This is a genomic window from Acetobacter sp. DsW_063 (genome assembly GCF_002153745.1).
Lineage (GTDB): Bacteria > Pseudomonadota > Alphaproteobacteria > Acetobacterales > Acetobacteraceae > Acetobacter.
In genome coordinates this window covers 1-18,541 of record NZ_JOPL01000008.1, presented here as the reverse complement: position 1 = coordinate 18,541, position 18,541 = coordinate 1, and the positions used below count along the sequence as shown (strand labels likewise).

Here is an 18,541-nt window from a genome sequence, read left to right as displayed (position 1 = left end):
CTCTGGGCTCTGGGCTCTGGGCTCTGGGCTCTGGGCTCTGGGCTCTGGACGAAGTGACGACCGGGCGGGAAGAACACCAATCTCGCGACGCAGCGCGGCTGGCGGGCGTCAGGAGCGTATTGGCTGCCGATTACGAGGAAAGATAGGTTGGCGCACTGCTCTGCTCAGGGGACGGGATTTCCGCAACCCGCCGAATCAGCGTCAGCGCGCGTGAGACTGTCTGGTTCCGCACGCTGGTGCGATCTCCGGAAAATCGGTGAGATTCCGTGTGAACGGAACCTCCACGGCGAATGACCCCGAACCAGACGAGCCCAACCGGCTTGTCCACGCTACCGCCATCGGGGCCCGCGATTCCGGTGACGGATACGGCGATTGCAGCGGCGTTTGCTCCTGCGAGGGCGCCTGCGGCCATGGCGCCGGCGACTTCGCCGCTGACCGCGCCGTGTTTTCGAAGCATGACTTCTGGAACGCCGAGGCAGGCGGTCTTCATGGCGTTCGAATAGGTGATGAAACCGCCTTCCACCGCCGCGGAGGAGCCAGAATGATGCGTCAACGCTGCCGCAATAAGGCCTCCAGTGCAGCTTTCTGCCGTCACTACAGAAAGCCGTTTACTCTTGAGCAGGGCGAGCGTCGCGGCGGCTTCCTCAAGAACGGTGGGGGTCAATGGAGGAGCATCGTTTTCCGTCGTAATGGTCATAAGCGCGCTCTCCATCGTTCCTTAGTCCCACCACGCATGGCGGTAGGTTGCACGATAGTGAAATGTCAGGCCGACAATCCAAGCGGAAAGTGACATGCGGCCTGCCGCGCGTTGCCGAAGTCACGAAGCTCCGGCGTTTCTGCGGAGCAACGCGATTGAGCTTGTGGGCAGCGGGTGTGAAAGCGGCATCCCGTGGGCGGCGACACGGGGCTCGGCACGTCTCCGCGAAGAAGGCTGCGTTGGGCGTCGTGACGAATGACCGGCTCCGGGACGGCCGATATCAATGCTGCGGTATAGGGGTGCGCAGGGCTGTGCAGCACGGTGTCGGTGTCGCCGATCTCGACGATGGCGCCGAGATACATGACCGCGACCCGCGTGGAGATCTGTCGAACGACGGCGAGGTCATGAGCGATGAACACATAGGTCAGGCCAAGACGCTCGCGCAGATCGGTGAACAGGTTGACGATCTGAGCCTGAATAGACACGTCGAGGGCGGAAACGGGTTCATCCGCCACGACCAGTTGCGGCGAAAGCGCCAGGGCGCGTGCGATATTGATGCGTTGCCGCTGCCCGCCGGAAAACTCGTGCGGATAACGCGCCAGAGCCGATTGCGGCAGCCCGACGAGCGACATGAGTTCGTCGAGACGCGCGGTGATATCGGCGGCGCTGCGTTTGCGGCCCTCATTGTCCGGGTGCACGCGCAACGGCTCGGCGATGAGATCGCCGATGCGGCGGCGGGGATTCAGCGAGGCGTAGGAGTCCTGAAACACCATCTGCATGCGTCTGCGTATCGGGCGCAACGCGCGTTCGTTCAGGGACGAGATGTTGCGTCCCTCGAACACGATATCGCCTGACGACAGGTCGGTGAGCCGTAGCAGGCAGCGCCCCAGCGTTGATTTGCCGCACCCGGATTCCCCGACCAGTCCGAGCGTTTCGCCTTGCACGACGGTAAGGGAGACGTCGTCGAGCGCGCGCAGGGTCTGGCCGCGAGGAAGTTTGTATTCTTTGCGAAGATGCTCGGCTTGCAGCAGCGGGCGCGCGTTCATTGCGCGTACTCGGTGACGCGGGGCGGCATGGGGCGGCCTTCCTTCGGCAGGACGCAGGCGATGTCCTGCTGTCCATAACGCTGCAGTGGCGGCAGCGCGTGGCAGGTGTCGTGCGTGAAGTGGCAGCGGGGTGCGAAAGCGCAACCTTCGGGGCGTTCGAGTGGTGGAGGTGGCGCGCCAGCGATGGACGGCAGCCGCTCCGGACGCGTGCCTGTCAGCGGCGGGATCGAGTCCAGAAGCGCCGCCGTATAGGGATGGCCGGGATGGGCGAAGATGGCGTCGCAAGGACCGCGTTCGGCGATACGGCCTGAGTACAGGACCATGACCCGATCACAGGTTTCTGCGACCACGCCCATGTCGTGGGTGATCAGAAGCACGGATGATCCATAATCCGCGCGCAGCGTGCGGATGAGGTCGAGGATCTGCGCCTGCACGGTCACGTCCAGCGCAGTCGTGGGCTCGTCGGCGATCAGAAGGGCCGGATTGCACGACAGCGCCATGGCGATCATTGCGCGCTGGCGCAGGCCGCCCGAGAGCTGGTGCGGATAGCGGTTGGCCGTGCGCTCCGGATCGGGAACGCCCATGTCTCCCAGAAGGCGCACGGTGCGCGAACGGGCCTCGGCCTTGCTCAGCTTTTCATGCGCCCTGATCTGTTCGTCGATTTGCCAGCCGATCGTGTAGACCGGCGTGAAAGCGGTCATCGGGTCCTGAAAGATCATCGCGATCTCCCGTCCGCGCAGATGCCGCAACGCCTTCTGCGGCATGCCGATCAATTCCTGCCCACGAAACAGGGCGGACCCGGACACGCGCACGCCCGGCGCGTCGATCAGGCCCATGATCGTCATCGCCGTTACGCTCTTGCCCGAGCCGGACTCGCCAACGATGCCGAGGATCTCACGCGCGCCGACAGCGAATGACACGTTCTCGACGATGGGAACGTCGCGCCCCTGCGAGCGAAAACTGACGGAGAGGTCGCGGACCTCCAGAAGCGGGGCCTCAGCGTCCATCACGCACCCTTGGGTCCAGAAACACATAGATGACGTCGACGACGGCGTTGGCCAGTACGACGAAGACGGCGGAATACATGACGCTCGCCATGATCAGCGGCAGGTCGAGGTTCGATAGCGCCTGATAGGTCAGACGTCCTACGCCCTGAAGCCCGAACACGACTTCGGTCAGCAGCGCGCCACCGCCGATCAACTGCGCGAAGTCCAGTCCAAACAGCGAGACGAAAGTGATCATCGACGTGCGCAGGCCGTGCCGCAGCAGCACCCGCGCAGGCGAAAGCCCCTTGGCGCGAGCTGTGCGCATGAAATCCTCGCCCGACACCGCGACGAGATCGGCTCGCAGCACGCGTCCGTAAATGCCGATGAACAATACGGCGAGCACGATCCACGGGATAATCAGGACTTTGAACCAGCCGACCGGGCTCTCGGTGAACGGCACGTAGCCCAGGCCGGGAACCCACGAGAACAGCCAGGTGTCATGATAACGGGCCTGGGTGATCAGATTGGCGACCTGCCCGAGCCAGAATACCGGAATCGAGATGCCGATCAGCCCCGCGATCATCAGGCCGCGATCGATCCACGTTCCGCGGAATGCGGCCGCCAACGTGCCCATAGTCACCGAGGCCAGCACCCAGATGACGGCTCCGCCAGTCGCGAGAGACAGGGTTACAGGTGCTGCTTCAATAATTTCCGGCACCACCAGTTCGCCGCGATCGACGTAGGAGGCGAGGTCGCGAGTGATGAACAGCTTCTTCATCATCGTCGCGTACTGGACCGGTAGAGGACGGTCGAAGCCGTATTCATGCCGGACCTTGGCCATTGTTTCAGGCGACGCGTTCTTGCCCGCGATACGCGCCGTCGGATCGGCACCCGGCGTTGCAAAGAACACCATAAAGACAAGGACGGAGATGCCGAACAGGACAAACAGTGTCTGTCCCAGCCGGCGGAGGAGAGCGGCGGCCATTATGCCCCCCTGCGGCTGGTTTCGCGCACGTCCAGCGCGTCGCGCAGGCCGTCGCCAAGGATGTTGAGCGCCAGCACCACGATAACGATGGCCAGACCCGGAGCGATCGCCACCATCGGACGTGTGTAGATCAGGCCTTCGCCATCCTGAATGATTGTGCCCCATGACGCGGCGGGGGCTTGTACGCCGATGGAAAGGAACGACAGCGCCGATTCAGCAAGCAGCGCCAGCGCTGTCAGCAGAGGCGTGAGTACGACGAGCGTGGTCGAGACGTTCGGCACGATGTCGCGTAGCAGGATGCGGTGCTGCGGGACGCCGAGGCTGCGCGCCGCCATCACGAATTCGGCGTTGCGTAAGGCCATGACGCGTCCGCGGATGGGACGTGCGGCGTAGGGCACGTAGACCAGCGCGATGATGAAGATCGGGATCAGCAGGTTGTCGCTTTCGATGGTAAAAGGACCGATCTTGAGGCCCTGACTGATCGTCACGATGGAGAGCGATATGGCGAACAGGTAAACCGGCACAGCCCACATGATGTCCATCAGCCGGGAGAGGGCCGTATCAACGAAGCCTCCGAAAAATCCGGCGGAAACACCTACGAGCGTCGCTATCGCGATGCACACAAGGGCAGCCGAGAAAGAGATCAGCAGCGAGTTCCGCCCGCCGTAGAGCAGCCGCGCCGCGACGTCGCGTCCCTGGCTATCTGCGCCGAGCATGTAGGCCGACGGATTCCACGTTGGCCCGACCGGACTCAGGCCCAAATGCAGCGGGTTGTCGTTGGGCTGCATGATGTCGACCTCATGACCGTTCAGCATGAACGATCCCGCCACGTTCGACGTGAACGGATCAGTTCGCGCCACATCGCCAGCGTAAAACGGGGCCAGCAGGCAGGCGAAGGTCACGAGCATGAGCGCTGCAAGCGCCGTCATCGCTGACCGGTTGGCGGCCAGTGAGCGTCCGGCCATGCGCCACGGACCGGGAACCGAAGCGCGTGAAGGGGAGGGGGCCGAGGCGGCCGTCTGTGTCTCCATAAGGCCTTTCCCTAACGCAACTGGAATTTTGAGAAGACGACTTCATAGATCGGCGCCCGGATTTCACCGTGCACGCGCGCTGAAAGCAAAGTGACCCAACGGACCTGATTGAGGGGCACCACCGGCGCCTGCGCCATGATCGCGCGTGACGCCTCCGCCCAGAGCGCGTCTCCCGCCTTCTGGTCAGTGACGGAGACGCTGGCGGCCCGATCCATGATCGCATCGACATCGTGATCGCAAAAGCCGGAGATATTGATGGAGTTGTCGGAATGCGGGATGAATGTGCCGCAGGACAACAGGGCCTGAAGGTAGCTGGATGCGGCTGGGTAATCGGCGTTCCAGCCCGTCAGGCCGACCTGAACGCGATTGTCGCTGTTCTGGATATAGGTGAACTGCACCGCCTGCGTAATCGCCCTTACGGAGACGACGAACCCGAGGTCCGCGAGCGTGCTGCGCAATTCGTTGGCCATCGCCACATAACTGGGCACGGAGGGGGAGACGATGCCGACGCGCTGACCACTGACGCCCGCTTCCTTGATGAGCTGTCGTGCGCGCTCCATGTCAGGCGCCTGCCATTCCTGCGCCGGATGGTCGGGTGACGCACCCTTGGTATAGGCGCAGCTCGGCTCAAATCCGGGAGAGCCGACGGGAAGCAACTGGCACGACGGAATGGATACTGTCGGGCCGCCTGCGTGAATCACCATCGCCTTGCGGTTGATCGCATAATTGAAAGCCTGTCGCACGCGCAGATCGTTGAACGGAGGAATGTTAACGTTGAGCGCTGCGTAATAGAGATTGAGGAAGTCGATCAGCCGTACCCGGTCCGCGTATCGCGATCCGATCTCGCCGAGCCGATCAAGCGGCGCATTCTCGGCCATCCAGTCGTATTGGCCGTTTTCGATGGCCGTTACGGAAGCCTCCGGGTCCATGCCGAACGTATAGGTGATTGCGTCCGGGTATCCGGCAGGCTGGGCTTCAGCGTCCCACTGCTTGAAATACGGGTTGCGCTCCATACGGAGGCCCGTGTTCGGATCGTAGGAGACGATGCGGTAAGGGCCGGTTCCCGGCGCCGCGTTATTGCCCACGTCGTGAGTTGACGTGTCGGCGGGCAGGATCGCCGCATGCAAAAACGCAAGTCGGTCGAAGAACTCTGAATCCGGATGCGTGAGGTGAAACGCGACGGTCCAGTTCTGGTCATCGGGTTCGACCCCGCCTGCCAACGTGCAGTGATCGGGGTCATGCAGACACGCGGCGCCGCCGACGATGTGGCTGTAATAGGGACCAGCGGTGGGACTGTTGGCCTTGAAGATACGGCGCATGGAGGCGGCGACGTCATCGGGCGTCAGTTCCTTGCCGTTCGAGAAATACACGCCGTGTCGAATATGAAACCTGTAAGTAAGGCCGCCGTCTTCCGGAGGCGGTAGGGACTCGGCCAGATCAGGAATGGCTTGTCGCTTGAGCGGACCGGGAGATTTGGAGAACGTGGTCAGCCCGTCGTAGACGACGTTAAGCACCTGATAGGCGATGTGCAGGTAGCTGACTTGCGGGTCCATGGTGCCCAGCATGCCCTGTCCCGCCAGACGCAGCGTGCCGCCGGCATGGGGGCTTGCGGGCGCACCCGGCGCAGGCGCATCGGCGAACGCTGGCGCCAAAGCGGTCGCGGACAAAGCAACCGCGCAGCCGATGGCTTGGGAAAATTTCAGGAGCATCTAGTGTTTTTCGAGAAGCGCGCCAAGGCGCTGCTTCATCTCGTCCTCGTTCGCGGCGGATTCAATCGTTCCAGCGTAGCGTCCGTTCGGGTCCATGACGACGATACGGGGGGACATCACGTAAGCATAACCCCATTCAGGATCGGGCTGTTTTTCGATGGGTGCGTGATATTCCTTCGTTACTGCGTCGAGCGTTGCGGGCGAGCCCGTTCCGGCGACGATTCTTGAACCGAACTGCGTGGCGTAACGCCGCAATTGCTCAGAAAGATCGCGTTGTGGGTCGAGGCTGATAAACAACGCCGCGACATGCTTTCCGTCCGGATCGACCTGTTTCAGCGCGCCGGTCAGATTCGTAAGGGTTTTGGTACAGGCGTTTTCGGCGCAATGGATGGCGCCGAACATCATCAGCATCCAACGTCCGCGAAAATCGTTGGCGGTCATCGTTCCGTCGGAGGAATCCATCAACCGGAACGCGCCGCCGACCTCGTTGCCCTCGCTGTCCACCAGTGGCCCCATTGAATCGGAAAGACGATACGCCCCGTATCCGACGCCAACGGCAAGAAGCGCCGACGCCGCCAGAACCGTCAGCATTTTACGATCATAACGCTTGCCCGTTGCAAGCTTGCCGCCAGCCATCAATGCGCCTCCGCCCAGTTCGCGCCAATTCCAGTCTCGACCACAAGCGGCGCCTTGAGCGTCGCCGCGGTTTCCATCACCGTCTTCACAAGCGCGGCCGTTTCCTTCGCCGCGTCCGCCTCCACCTCGAACAGCAGTTCGTCATGCACCTGCAGCAGCATCGTAGCCGGAAGGCTTGCGTCAGCCAGCGCGGAGGGCAGACGCACCATGGCGCGCTTGATGATGTCCGCAGCCCCGCCTTGCAGCGGCGCGTTGATGGCCTGCCGCTCGGCGTAGTTCCGTCGGGCTGCGTTCTTCTCATTAATGCCGGGGACGTAGCATCGACGCCCGAACGGCGTCAGCACGTAGCCGTGTTCTTTCGCTTCGGCGCGCCGGCCTTCCATATAATCGCGGATACCGGGATAGCGTGCGAAGTAGGCGTCGATATACGCTCGAGCCTCTCCTGGCGAGATGCCAAGCTGCTTGGCCAGCCCGAAGGCGGAAATGCCGTAAATGATGCCGAAATTGATCGCCTTTGCACGTCGCCGCGTCAGCGGGTCCATGCCCTCGATGGGCGTCCCGAATACTTCCGACGCCGTGCGGGCGTGGATGTCCTGACCGAGTTCGAACGCCTCAAGCAGCGTGGGAACGTCCGCGACACTGGCCAGAAGACGGAGTTCGATCTGGGAGTAGTCTGCGGAGATCAGGACTTTTCCCGGAGGCGCGATGAAGCAGTGTCTGATGCGTGCGCCTTCTTCCGTGCGGATGGGAATGTTCTGAAGGTTGGGGTCGTTAGAGGACAGACGGCCCGTCGTGGTGATAGCCATCTGGAAAGATGTGTGCACGCGTGCGGTGGACTGGTCCATTTCCTGCACCAGCGCATCGGTGTAGGTGCTTTTCAATTTCGCAAGCTGTCGCCATAAAAGAATTCGTTCTGGAAGCTCAATTCCCTGATCTGCAAGGTCCTGCAGAACGGAGGAGTCAGTGCTCCATGCGCCTGCCTTGCCACGCTTGCCGCCGGGCAGCCCCATTTCGTCGAACAGAATTTCGCCGAGCTGTTTCGGCGAACCGACATTGAACGGGCGCCCGGCCAGCGCGCAGATCTGCCCCTCCATCTCCGTCATGCGGGCGGCGAAGTCTTCGGACAGGCGGCGCAACTGAGGCGCATCGACCTTGATTCCGGCCTTTTCCATATCGGCCAGCACGCCGATCAGGGGACGTTCAAGCTGTTCGTAAAGCGCCAGCGCCTGATTGGTCCGCAGCGTCGGGCGCAACGCAAGCCAAAGGCGAAGTGTGACGTCGGCGTCTTCCGCCGCATATTCAGTCGCCCGTTTCACCGGGACCTGATGGAAGGGCACACGGTTGCGTCCGGTTCCAGTGACCTCGTCATAGGAAATCGGTGTGTGGCCCAAATGGAGCTTAGCAAGCTCGTCCATCCCCTGACCATGCAGACCGGCCGACTGCGCGTAGGAGATCAGCATCGTGTCGTCGATCGGGGCGATGTCGGCGGCCCCGGCGCGCGCGAGTATCAGAAGGTCGAACTTGGCGTTGTGAAAAACCTTCAGAACACCGGGGTCGGTCAGAAGCGGCGCAAGGATTTCAACCGCAGTCGCAGTATCGAGTTGCTCCCCTGTCGGCTGGTCCAGCGTGCCCTCGTGCAACAAGGGCACGTAACAGGCACGGCCTGGAGCGGTCGCCAGAGAAAAGCCGACCATCCGCGCTTGCAGAGGATCAAGGCCGTCGGTCTCGGTGTCGAGCGCGCAGACGCCAGCCGTGCGAGCGTCCGCGACCCACGTGGCGAGAACCCCCGCGTCGGTCACCGTATCGTATTCGTTATAAGGCGCTGCGTCCGGAGCCGGGGTCGGCTCTCGCGCGGCGCTCACGCTCTGTCTCGCCGGGCGGGGCGATGCGCTCTCTCCCAGTCCAAAACGGTGGCGCACGGAACGGAACCCCATGCGATCCAGCCAGTCGCCGAGAACGGCGAGGTCAGGGTCGCGTAGCCCCAGTTCATCGACGGGCAGGGGCAGGGGCGCGTGCGCGTCCAGTGTGACGAGCTTCAGCGAGATTCGGGCTGCTTCTGCGTGCTCGATCAGAGAATCGCGGCGCTTCGACGCCTTCATTGTCGGCGCCGCTTCCAGCACGGCTTCGAGTGTGCCGAATTCGTTGATCAGAGCCGACGCCGTTTTAGGGCCGATGCCGGGCACGCCGGGCACGTTGTCGGTGGGGTCGCCCATCAGGGCCTGCACCTCGGCCACCTTGTCCGGGCCGACGCCGAACTTGGCTTCTACTTCCGTGGGGCCGATGGGCTTCTGCTTGATGGGGTCGAGCATGTCGACATTGGGACCGAGCAACTGCATCAGGTCCTTGTCGGACGAGACGATCGTGCACTGGCCGCCCGCTTCCGCCACCGTACGCGCATACGCCGCTATCAGATCGTCCGCTTCGTAACCGGCAAGCTCCACGCCGGGCACGCCGAAAGCGGCGGTGGCTTCGCGTATCAGCGAGAACTGTGGGATCAGGTCTTCCGGCGGATCGGGGCGGTGGGCTTTGTATTGGGGGTAGATGTCAGAGCGGAATGTCTGGCGACTGGTGTCGAAAACGACGGCCAGATGGGTTCCGACATGCTCGCGCATCAACCGGGTCAGCATGTTGCAGAACCCGAACACGGCGTTCACCGGGACGCCGTCGGGGCTGCTCATCGGCGGAAGGGCGTGAAAGGCGCGGAAAATGAAGCCGCTGCCGTCAATGAGGACGAGGTGCGGCGGTGTCGGAGTGCTCATAAACGCCGAAATCGCACGTTCGCGCGCATCTTCATAGACCGGGCGTGCGCCTCAGTGAGCGTCGTCGTGCCCCGCTGCGGGGTCGAGGACAAACAGGCGCGAGCAATAGGGGCAGAAAGTCTGGTGCCCGCCGATCTTCAGCCAGACCTTGGGGTGTCCCAGAGCGGCCAGCCCGCCATCGCAGGAAATCTTGCGCGTATGGACGATCACCGTCTCGACATGGCCGAGGCGCGGGCGCGGCGTGGGGTTCGTAGGCTGGATCAGCATCGGGTTGTCCTGTCCTGCGTGCCCACCGGAAAGTCGGTTGGCCTTTGAAGCGGGGCAATGATACGCGTGAACGCCGTGACTTCAAACCATATGCACGCCCTTGTGTCCGCGTTTCGCGGGTGCGGCGCATTCCACAGGCGTCTGGCTCTGGGCGGCGCCATGCTTGTTGCTTCGCTGGCGGTCGCATGCAGCGCCGATCCGGTGGTGCATGTTCCTGCGCGTTACGCGGAGGATGCGCGGCGGGTTCCGCCCGATTTTGATCTGAGGCTTTCTGACGGCGCGCAGATTCCTGTTCGGACCTGGGGAACGTCGACCGCTCGGCCACGGGCTGCGATTCTCGCACTGCATGGATTCGACGACAGCCGCGACGCATGGGAGTTCGCTGCGCCAACGCTTGCCGAGCGGGGCCTCGTTCTCTGGTCCCCTGACCAACGCGGCTTTGGCGAAGCGCCGCGTCGTGGCGACTGGGTCGGCGCCGCCCGCATGGTGAGGGATGTGCGAGAGGAGCTGGCTCTGTTGGCCAAAGCATACCCCGGCACGCCGATCTTTTTGATGGGCGAAAGCATGGGCGGCGCGATCGCTATACTGACGATGACCGCCCCCGATGCACCGCATGTCGAAGGAACCATACTTCTGGCTCCCGCTGTGTGGGCCGTTGGCGGCGTGGCGGCGTTGCCCGTGCGGATCGCCGCCGCTCTTGCCCCTGACGGTCGTGTGACAGGGCGCGAACTGCCGGTGCATGTGACAGCCAGCGACAATATGGCCGCCCTCCGCAGGCTTTACTTTGATCCGCTAACCCTTCGCTCGACGAAGCTGTCCGCGTTGCGGGGGTTGATCGACCTCATGTCCAGAGCCGCAAGGGCGGCGCGGGACCTGCGTGGCCCCGTATTGCTCGTTTACGGCGATCAGGATCAGCTTGTTCCGTCCGCCGCGATGGCGCTGGTCTGGCGCAATCTTCCGCAGAACGTCCGGCGCGATCTGATTCCCGGCGGTCATCATCTCATGCTGCGGGATCGGAGGCGGGACAGGGTGACGGCTGATATTGCAAGCTGGATCAATGCGCCTGACATGCCGCTTCCTTCCGGAGGCGACGTCGCAGCGGCCGTGTGGGCCACGCTTAACGACGCAACACCGGCGGTTGCCGGGCGGTGACAACGGGCGCTGCCTGCGAAATTGGGGCAGCGATGGGGCAGAGGCAGGTTTTTCTCTCGGAACTGCCTCTTGCAGCTTGGCAAGCGCATGAAGTCTGGAGTAGGGAGAACCCGCTGGACCCGTAGCTCAGCTGGATAGAGCGTCGCCCTCCGAAGGCGAAGGTCGAAGGTTCGAATCCTTTCGGGTCCGCCAGAGTGGCGATTTACCGCCATTTTTTACGAGTCGGAAGTGTTAACCTTTGAGGGTTTAACACTCGGCTTCAGCAAAGAAATCGCTTCACGCGCCAATTGAACCTGCTTCACGTCGCGCGTGTATCGCTCGACTTCTGCCAGTGTCCGATGCCCGGTGATGGCCGCGATCTGGTGGGGCGTGCATCCTGCTTCGGCGAGACGGCGAGCGGCTGCCTTGCGCAAACCATGCGGAGATAGGCCATCCGGCAATCCCGCCGCGCGTCGCCAATCTCCCATCGTGGCGGAGAAGCCCTTAACGCTGAACGGCCTGTCGCCATTCGAGCCGGGAGTCAGGAAGTATCCGCTGATCGTGGGCTCCCAGACATCAAGGCACCGGCGCAATTCTGGATGGATCGGTATCATCAGTCGGGCGGACGTTTTCTGCTGGACGACCGCTATTAGGTCGCCATGCACATCCTTCTCGCGCATCGGCACCACGTCGCTCTTGCGCTGGCCTGTATAAAGAAAGAGCGCCAACGCGAGCCGCTGCTTTGTCCCGATGGGATACGCACCCTCATATTGAGCGATATCCTCGTCTGACCACGGCGTGTGGCCCTCGGTCTTGATGCGTGCACGCTTCACGCCAACGGTCGGATCAGTGTCGATCCACCCTCGCTGGATGCTGAACTGGCACAACTGGCCGAGCAGGCGGAGAATGCGGTTTGCGGTCGTCGGAGATTCCGAATAACGCGCAACGACCATGCGGACGTGCTTCTGCTCCATGCGAGCGAGTGGCGACTTCGAGTATTCCTCGGTGCGGACGCGCTCCAGAAGGCGGAAATACACTTCCTTTGTGCTGACCTTCAGCGCGCGGTATTCCGCCGACGCATAATATGACCCGATCACGTCCCGCAGCGAACGCTCAGTCTCGTGGTATTGCGCAGGCGCGGCTTTGGGAGAGACGCCATTGAGCGCTTTGTAATAGGCTTCGAGAAATTCCGGCGCGTCAGGATGGGGCAGCGTGACGGGCCGCTGCCCCTTCCGCCTGAAGTAAAAACGCTGCTTGCCGTGCCTGTCCTTGAGCTTCTGGATATATTTCAGCTTTACGCTCAACTCAGGCTCGCATCCCATGGGTTGTCAGATACCTTCGGCGCTGTCGGGTTTGCGCCGTCGAGAATGCTGTCGAGTTGATCCTTCGGCACGATCCTTCGCCCTGGTGAGATGTCGATGACCTGCAGGCGCGGGAGGACGCTCTTGCGAAACGTGCTGAGCGAGATCCCAAGATAAGCCGACGCGCGCTTGAATGAGTAGCCGCGCGGCGTGATCGCCTCACTCATTCGCCACCTCTTCCGATGAGCGCGAGCCCGGACTCAGTTGGCGTGCAGAGCCCCTTCGACAATTTAATCAGTCCTGCGTCCTGAAGCGTGTCGAATATCCTGCGCTGATCGAAGTAGCGCTGCGGCTTGTCTGCGCACTTCTCCAGCGCCGTGCGCTCTGCTGCATTCAGCGGAAACGGCGGAAGCGTCTCCCCGCGAGCCTTCGCGATGCGGCACAGGGCGCCCCATTCAGCGATACGTTTATCCATCAACATTCTCCGTAGGCACGCACGGCACGATAAGACGGCGGCGCAACGCCTCGTCCATCAGTTCTTCCCATGTGGGGAGTAGGTCACTCATGGCGTCACCTTTGGCGGGGCGGGCAGGGGCGCGAAATGGGTGGGCTCGAACGAGTTGCACTCCTGAAAACCCCAGCTTGCGACGGAATCATCAGTCCACGCGCCGATGTAAACGTCCTCCTCGGTGTCATCATCGTAGTTGTATTCGAACTTTTCATCCCAATAAGCCCGGCGAATATGCCAAACACACCCTTCCTGCCATGCGATCAGGCACGGCTGGTCCTTCGGAGCCTCGCTGATCGGCCTCCACGCCTCGGCTAGCGCGGCGGTGAACGACCGTCTGAACATTTCCTTATGGTCGACTTTCTGGCTGACCAGATGACCGCCGAACTTCATAAATTCGGCATGCCCAGCCTCGACCATGCGATCCGTGATCATGTCGGTCATGGCGCGGTGCTCGCGCGGATGGCTTCCGCGATCGTATCAAGCGGTGTGTGCACCGTTTCGTGTTTCTGGTCAGGCAGGCCGCCGTCTTCTGGATATCGCGTGCCCCTCACGGCGCTGATAGCGTCTATTTCAGCCTGCAGTTCGAGAGGGTCATTCCCGTCCGAGATGAATTGGCCGCACTGGCGGAGCAACAGGGTAGTTGCGACGCCTTGCCCGTGGTTCTCTGCGAAAACATGCGCAATCGACGCAGCACGCTCCCTCTCAGCCGCCACAGCCGCCCGCGCGCACTGCTCGCCGTAAGCGCGCATCGCATTCTCGGTGTACCAGTTTACATCAACATCGCATGGATTTCCCACGGGATCGGCGCTGGCTGCGTATTCCACATGTTCGGGATTAGGCAACTGCGGCAGTTCCATCGCGTCAGACATGCCCTTTCTCCTTCCGAATATCCTGCGTCGCGATCACCCAATCGCGGACCTTGTTGACTAATTCGCGCGCCTTCATAAGCGCTTCCACATGCGGCATGCCGAGCTTCATCAACTCCCCGGCGATGTCATATTCGATTTGCGCGCGGGTTTCAGACATTCGCGGCCTCCATTACGGTTGCGCGGTTGGGCAGTAAATCAGCTATATCCGGGAACTGCTCGGCCAGAATGTCGCGGACCTGCCACGCGATGGCGCGGTGTTCTTTCTGGGTTTTCTTGTCGCAACGCAGCTCGCAATAGTGTAGCCACGAGCGAAGCATTCCGGCCATGTATAGGCGTGAGGCGGTCATCCCTTCAGGCAGAACGGCGCGCGCAACCTCTTTGGCGATTCCGTTTTCAAGGGCCCATGAATACGCATCGTCTGTTGCTATATTCACGCGCGCTTGCATTTCTAGCCAGCCCTGCTGCAATTCCTCGTCGTCTGTTTCAATGCTGTTCTGACGATCCCCGTGGTCCTGCAAGCGCGCCTCTCGAAATGTCGGCTCATCGTCAACAACTGCGTAACGCTGACTGAACTCCTGAAATGAGAACGAACGGTGGCGCAAAATCTGTCGTGCAATATCGCGCGTCGTCTCAATCTCGATCACGAGATTGACCATCTCCAGAGGCGACCATTCCTTCCTCGTCAGAAGCGACCGGATCAGTTTCGGCCCCGTTGCGTGGTTCGTCTGGTTCGCCGTGCTGGACACCCGGGCACAGTAGGCCAGCATCTGCTGTGGTTCGGTCATCCCATCGACGACCGGCACCGTGATTCCTATAAGTCGTGCGCTCACGCTGCGTTCTCCCGTCGTGCGATTTCTGCGCGGATGGCGGGGATTACGTTGGACGTCATGTGCTGTTGACCTGTTTCCAGTCCGCCCGTCAGATCCCCGACCATGTCCGCCCAAAAGATTTGCTTTACGATTTGCCGCTTCCATTCCGATGAGCGGTGCAATATCTCGTTGAGCACGTGTTCGGTTTGGATCACGTCAATGGACGACCCCATTGCAGGAATGTCATTGTTAGCCGCCCAGTTCTCTATGAAATCAATCGCCTTCTGTAGATCCTGCGTAGCCTCTGCACCAACACTCTTGATATCACAGCGCAGGACGTATTGCAGAGCCTGCGCCATATTCCCCGACATATACCGAGTTACATCCCAGGCTTGGAACTCGCCCACTTTGTAGTGTTCACCGCTCACGCCGCCACTCCACAAAATCGCTTATAAGACGCCAACAAAGGCGCAACCTCGTCGTCCGCTACCGTGATGCCGCAATCGTCGAGAGCCTGCGTCATGGCGGTGATTTCGTCAGCGCTGATCGGCGCGTCACCCGTGCTGTCATATCCGGCGAGCCACAGGAGGCGGTCTGAGCCGATCACGTCATGCGGCATATCGCGCGGTGATCCACGCTCAGCGTCCCGTCTGCCGCGCTGGTAGGGTGTGTGGGTCATGCTGGTGTATCCATGAATCGCAAACTGTCCGCGTTCGCGCGCAGGACATTGGCGACAAGTCCTTCGCAGAGCTTTGCGTTATTCTCCAGATGCGCGATGCACCGCTCGATTGTCGCTGCGTCGCGGGCTGCGAGTTCTTCGGGGGATGGGCATGGCCCGAGGTAGATGAAATTCTTCATTTCATCTGGATAGCGTGGGTCTTCTTCGATATCCCAAAACCACTCGTCTGCGGCATCGGAATATTCCTCATGCCGCCACTCAAACGGAGCTCTCCACTTAGTGCCACGCTGGCCTAACCAATGCCACCCATCCCGTTCCGGGTTCTGCGGGCGTCCGTCCCATTGTTCGGTCATTGTTTTTACCCCCCACGTCGCTTCTACTTCAGAAGGGAACTTGATTTTCTCAGGAGCCAAAGCACCAAGCTCGTCTGCTATGGCGTTAAAACACCCTCTCCGGGTCATTATCTCTTCGATCTCTTGACTCTTTGATTGATCGAATATGGAGATTTCTTTGTCTCCTATGGTGGTGAAACCAAGCTTATCTGGGCTTGGACACTTTGCGAGAACCGCATTCACGTCCTTGACCCATTTCTTTTCTTTGGTTGTCAGTATCATTGTGTCTCTGCTTTCATGGCCGCACGGATGGCGTCGCGGAGTGTGAAAACACCCGACGTCCACAGGAAATCGCACTTCGAATCCAGGTCTATTGGTGCAGGTCCGTTCCATGACACGAGGACGGTTTTCGAGGCCAACCAATCCAGCATCGCCGAATCTTCCGAAACGTCTAGAATGGGCGAAACAATTCCTTTCAGAGACTCAGACAACCTTTCTTCAAGTCCTGCATCCTTCGCAAATCGCTCGACATACGGACGACGAATGTTTGACTCGACAGCCATGCGGGTTGCCATCCATAGGAACCCACCCTCCAACTCCGCAATCCGCGCGTCTTTCTCGGCGGTCGCGCGGGCTTCGGCTTCGGTGAAGTGATCGCGTGCCTCGTCCTCATTCTCGCGCATAACGTCGGAAAATCCTCGGTGCAGCAGCCTCGCTAACTCGACAATCTGCTCATCGCGCGTCCGGGTCATGGCTGGGATCCTGCAAGGGCATCCTAAGCTTTTCCGTAAATAGCGCGAAGGTGCGTGCGCAGATCGCCGAGCGCATCGAGGCCGCCTGGCTCGTTGTAGCTGGCGTCACCCATGCGTGCCCCGGCGCGGAATCCCTGATGCCAGCAAATAACGTCAGCAACAGCGTCGTTGAAGCGCCGCGCTTCCTTCGCGGTCATTGGGCGGGCGTCGGTCATGCTGCAGGCTCCACATCACGACCGCCGACAACACGCAGCGCCGGGCGCTCGTTGTCGGTGTTCAGCAAGTCGCGCGCTTCTGCTGTCAGTGTCGTGCTGAACTCCGACAACTGGTCGATCGCGTCCTGCAGGAACTGGCCGTGCTTCTTCTCCATTTCGGCGTCGGGGTTGACACGGCGCAGGCTTTCGACAAACGACAGCACCTGCCGAGCGAGGTTATCGCGCGCCTCGTATCTGTTGATCACGTCGTCGGGCATCGAGCCGAGATACGGCGCGTTCTCGTAAAATGTTGCGTCAATTAAGCGCATCTTCCTTCTCCTCAGAGAAAATCCATGACCTCAATCGGTCGGTGCAACCGGGACCGAAGCCCCGGAAACATCGGCTGATTTAAGAGTCGGCGAGGACTGAATTTACCTTTCCGATGACTTGATCGAATGATTCGCAGAATTTACCGCAGAGAGCGACTTCGTTATTGCCAGAGCAATATGTAACAATCACGCCGTCATCGTTCTCTGTAATCTCTGCCACGGAATCAAGGTTTACAGCCGATCTTGACCCATTTTTGTCAGTCAAGATAATGAACTTAGCCATCTTCCAATTCTCCATTTCACGACCTCAATCGGTCCACCTAACCCGGCGTCATGCACCGGGTCGCGCGGGGCGATTAGTCTGTGAGCATTTCCATGATCTGTGCAGGCGTTTCGGAGACTTTTTCGATTTCCTCGTCACTCAAAGATATCAAGGTTACGCCACAACCATTCGGCCTGAAAAAGCAAATTACCCTTGAGAAGTTTACATAAATGGACGATCCGCCCGTCGTTAGCTTCAAGAACCTCATCACCAAACCCCCATAGCAGCGGCCTCAAGAGCCAATTTAATGCAGTAATACAAAGCCCCGATCAGGAGCGGCGTCGTGGCCAGATAGACGAGCAGGATGTCGCGGGGCGTCATGACTCGCCTCGGGCTTTGGCGAGGGCGGACTGCGCTTTCGTAATATACTCAGGTAATGAGCCGCCTTCAGGGTTCTCCCCGTAATGGTGAGTAAAGCAAGCAATGGCTTGCTCTAGAGTTTCTTCCAGCGCCTCATAAAGCTCCGGCGCGGCGGCGATCAGGTGGGCGTTGGCGATAACCTGCTCAGGATTTCTCCGTCCTGTAAGATGAACGTGCGTTACGGTTGCTACCGTTCCGCTCTCATCCTTTATGCGGATGCATTCGCCGAAATCTACATGCAGCGGTCCATTCGTGAACTTCTCCACACGCTCGCCCATCACACCCACCACGAAAAAGCCAAGATGCATGCGACGCCCATCACAGACGCGCCGAGCATCAGGCAGTTCAGCGCGGGCTTAATGCCGTCGCCAACGAGGCCGAGTTGCTTCAGGAGGGTCATGCTGCGTTCTCCTCATCATCACACCGAATAGGCTTCCCATCGCGCAATTCGTACCAAACGCCAGCCTCGACCCCATCCTCCCCCTCGTAGATTGTGACGGTCCTGTCGCGCGCCCCATCATTCCACGTGAGCATCCCGTATCCATTCGCGCCAATTTTTACGCGTCCACCAATGCCGACGCATACGGCGTGTGCCTTGCTCCCCGTCGTAGCAGCGTGCGCCCGGTCTCCCGTCGTGGCGGCGTGCGACCAGTCTCCCGTCGTGGCGGCGTGCGACCAGTCTCCCGTCGTAGCAGCGTGCGACCAGTCTCCCGTCGTGGCAGCGTGCGACCCGTATCCCGTGGTGGCGGCGTGCGACCCGCATCCCGTCGTAGCAGCGTGCGCCCGGTATCCCGTCGTAGCAGCGTGCGACCGGTCTCCCGTCGTGGCGGCGTGCG

At 61.0% G+C, this 18,541-nt stretch carries 26 protein-coding genes and 1 tRNA gene; 2 read left to right on the top strand and 25 right to left on the bottom strand.

Going from position 1 to position 18,541, the window contains the following annotated elements:
- Window positions 1-130: 130 nt before the first annotated feature.
- The 9 genes from HK28_RS02130 to HK28_RS02090 form a co-directional block, all read right to left on the bottom strand.
- On the bottom strand, window positions 131-697 hold the full coding sequence (locus HK28_RS02130) for a CinA family protein (RefSeq protein ID WP_086642979.1): 567 nt from the start codon (window positions 695-697) through the stop codon (window positions 131-133).
- A gap of 65 nt (window positions 698-762) precedes the next feature.
- On the bottom strand, window positions 763-1,743 hold the full coding sequence (locus HK28_RS02125) for an ABC transporter ATP-binding protein (protein ID WP_086642975.1): 981 nt from the start codon (window positions 1,741-1,743) through the stop codon (window positions 763-765).
- Window positions 1,740-2,750 (bottom strand): ABC transporter ATP-binding protein, encoded by a 1,011-nt coding sequence (locus HK28_RS02120; RefSeq protein ID WP_086642974.1) that lies wholly within the window; start codon window positions 2,748-2,750, stop codon window positions 1,740-1,742. The genes HK28_RS02125 and HK28_RS02120 overlap by 4 nt, the downstream gene beginning before the upstream one ends.
- Window positions 2,740-3,714: an ABC transporter permease gene (locus HK28_RS02115; RefSeq protein ID WP_086642973.1), complete on the bottom strand. Its 975-nt coding sequence runs from the start codon at window positions 3,712-3,714 to the stop codon at window positions 2,740-2,742. Before HK28_RS02115 ends, HK28_RS02120 begins: the two co-directional genes overlap by 11 nt.
- Window positions 3,714-4,745, bottom strand: coding sequence for an ABC transporter permease (locus HK28_RS02110; protein ID WP_086642972.1), 1,032 nt, complete (start codon window positions 4,743-4,745; stop codon window positions 3,714-3,716). The genes HK28_RS02115 and HK28_RS02110 overlap by 1 nt, the downstream gene beginning before the upstream one ends.
- A gap of 11 nt (window positions 4,746-4,756) precedes the next feature.
- The gene (locus HK28_RS02105) at window positions 4,757-6,454 is read right to left on the bottom strand and encodes an ABC transporter substrate-binding protein (protein ID WP_086642971.1); all 1,698 of its coding nucleotides are present in this window, start codon (window positions 6,452-6,454) and stop codon (window positions 4,757-4,759) included.
- Entirely contained in the window at window positions 6,455-7,090 is a 636-nt protein-coding gene (locus HK28_RS02100; protein WP_086642970.1) for an SCO family protein, read from the bottom strand.
- Window positions 7,090-9,849 (bottom strand): DNA polymerase I, encoded by a 2,760-nt coding sequence (gene polA, locus HK28_RS02095; protein WP_086642969.1) that lies wholly within the window; start codon window positions 9,847-9,849, stop codon window positions 7,090-7,092. Before polA ends, HK28_RS02100 begins: the two co-directional genes overlap by 1 nt.
- Before the next feature lie 51 nt (window positions 9,850-9,900).
- Window positions 9,901-10,116 carry a zinc-finger domain-containing protein gene (locus tag HK28_RS02090; RefSeq protein ID WP_026396494.1) on the bottom strand — a complete coding sequence of 72 codons (216 nt, stop codon included), beginning with the start codon at window positions 10,114-10,116 and terminating at the stop codon, window positions 9,901-9,903.
- Window positions 10,117-10,182: 66 nt separating this feature from the next.
- Here HK28_RS02090 and HK28_RS02085 point away from each other — a divergent pair, with 66 nt between their 5' ends.
- A complete protein-coding gene (locus HK28_RS02085; RefSeq protein WP_233140298.1) occupies window positions 10,183-11,268 on the top strand; it encodes an alpha/beta fold hydrolase in 1,086 nt (361 codons plus the stop codon).
- 115 nt (window positions 11,269-11,383) lie between these two features.
- Window positions 11,384-11,460, top strand: a tRNA-Arg gene (locus HK28_RS02080).
- Between the two features lie 23 nt (window positions 11,461-11,483).
- Here the strand turns inward: HK28_RS02080 and xerC are convergent.
- The 16 genes from xerC to HK28_RS13915 all read right to left on the bottom strand — a co-directional run.
- Complete coding sequence (xerC, locus tag HK28_RS02075; RefSeq protein ID WP_233140297.1) at window positions 11,484-12,569, bottom strand: tyrosine recombinase XerC; 1,086 nt, start codon at window positions 12,567-12,569, stop codon at window positions 11,484-11,486.
- Window positions 12,548-12,775, bottom strand: coding sequence for a hypothetical protein (locus HK28_RS02070; protein WP_086642968.1), 228 nt, complete (start codon window positions 12,773-12,775; stop codon window positions 12,548-12,550). Before HK28_RS02070 ends, xerC begins: the two co-directional genes overlap by 22 nt.
- Window positions 12,772-13,023, bottom strand: a complete 252-nt coding sequence (locus HK28_RS02065; protein WP_086642967.1) for a hypothetical protein — start codon at window positions 13,021-13,023, stop codon at window positions 12,772-12,774. The genes HK28_RS02070 and HK28_RS02065 overlap by 4 nt, the downstream gene beginning before the upstream one ends.
- An 87-nt stretch (window positions 13,024-13,110) precedes the next feature.
- Window positions 13,111-13,500, bottom strand: a complete 390-nt coding sequence (locus HK28_RS02060; protein ID WP_086642966.1) for a hypothetical protein — start codon at window positions 13,498-13,500, stop codon at window positions 13,111-13,113.
- Window positions 13,497-13,928 (bottom strand): hypothetical protein, encoded by a 432-nt coding sequence (locus HK28_RS02055; RefSeq protein ID WP_086642965.1) that lies wholly within the window; start codon window positions 13,926-13,928, stop codon window positions 13,497-13,499. Before HK28_RS02055 ends, HK28_RS02060 begins: the two co-directional genes overlap by 4 nt.
- Entirely contained in the window at window positions 13,921-14,085 is a 165-nt protein-coding gene (locus HK28_RS13920) for a hypothetical protein (protein WP_158093358.1), read from the bottom strand. Before HK28_RS13920 ends, HK28_RS02055 begins: the two co-directional genes overlap by 8 nt.
- Complete coding sequence (gene thyX, locus HK28_RS02050; RefSeq protein ID WP_233140296.1) at window positions 14,078-14,758, bottom strand: FAD-dependent thymidylate synthase; 681 nt, start codon at window positions 14,756-14,758, stop codon at window positions 14,078-14,080. Before thyX ends, HK28_RS13920 begins: the two co-directional genes overlap by 8 nt.
- The gene (locus HK28_RS02045) at window positions 14,755-15,165 is read right to left on the bottom strand and encodes a hypothetical protein (protein ID WP_086642964.1); all 411 of its coding nucleotides are present in this window, start codon (window positions 15,163-15,165) and stop codon (window positions 14,755-14,757) included. The genes thyX and HK28_RS02045 overlap by 4 nt, the downstream gene beginning before the upstream one ends.
- Window positions 15,162-15,416 carry a hypothetical protein gene (locus tag HK28_RS02040; protein ID WP_143217283.1) on the bottom strand — a complete coding sequence of 85 codons (255 nt, stop codon included), beginning with the start codon at window positions 15,414-15,416 and terminating at the stop codon, window positions 15,162-15,164. The genes HK28_RS02045 and HK28_RS02040 overlap by 4 nt, the downstream gene beginning before the upstream one ends.
- Complete coding sequence (locus HK28_RS02035; RefSeq protein ID WP_086642962.1) at window positions 15,413-16,030, bottom strand: hypothetical protein; 618 nt, start codon at window positions 16,028-16,030, stop codon at window positions 15,413-15,415. The genes HK28_RS02040 and HK28_RS02035 overlap by 4 nt, the downstream gene beginning before the upstream one ends.
- Complete coding sequence (locus tag HK28_RS02030; protein WP_086642961.1) at window positions 16,027-16,500, bottom strand: hypothetical protein; 474 nt, start codon at window positions 16,498-16,500, stop codon at window positions 16,027-16,029. The genes HK28_RS02035 and HK28_RS02030 overlap by 4 nt, the downstream gene beginning before the upstream one ends.
- 23 nt (window positions 16,501-16,523) lie before the next feature.
- Window positions 16,524-16,715 (bottom strand): hypothetical protein, encoded by a 192-nt coding sequence (locus HK28_RS02025; protein WP_086642960.1) that lies wholly within the window; start codon window positions 16,713-16,715, stop codon window positions 16,524-16,526.
- Window positions 16,712-17,023, bottom strand: a complete 312-nt coding sequence (locus HK28_RS02020) for a hypothetical protein (protein ID WP_086642959.1) — start codon at window positions 17,021-17,023, stop codon at window positions 16,712-16,714. The genes HK28_RS02025 and HK28_RS02020 overlap by 4 nt, the downstream gene beginning before the upstream one ends.
- Before the next feature lie 639 nt (window positions 17,024-17,662).
- Window positions 17,663-18,013 carry a hypothetical protein gene (locus HK28_RS02010; protein WP_158093357.1) on the bottom strand — a complete coding sequence of 117 codons (351 nt, stop codon included), beginning with the start codon at window positions 18,011-18,013 and terminating at the stop codon, window positions 17,663-17,665.
- Window positions 17,983-18,105: a hypothetical protein gene (locus HK28_RS14390; RefSeq protein ID WP_255376443.1), complete on the bottom strand. Its 123-nt coding sequence runs from the start codon at window positions 18,103-18,105 to the stop codon at window positions 17,983-17,985. The genes HK28_RS02010 and HK28_RS14390 overlap by 31 nt, the downstream gene beginning before the upstream one ends.
- Window positions 18,102-18,541, bottom strand: a 440-nt coding sequence (locus tag HK28_RS13915; RefSeq protein WP_198945765.1) for a hypothetical protein, incomplete at its 5' end; no start/stop codon positions are given. The genes HK28_RS13915 and HK28_RS14390, both read right to left, overlap by 4 nt.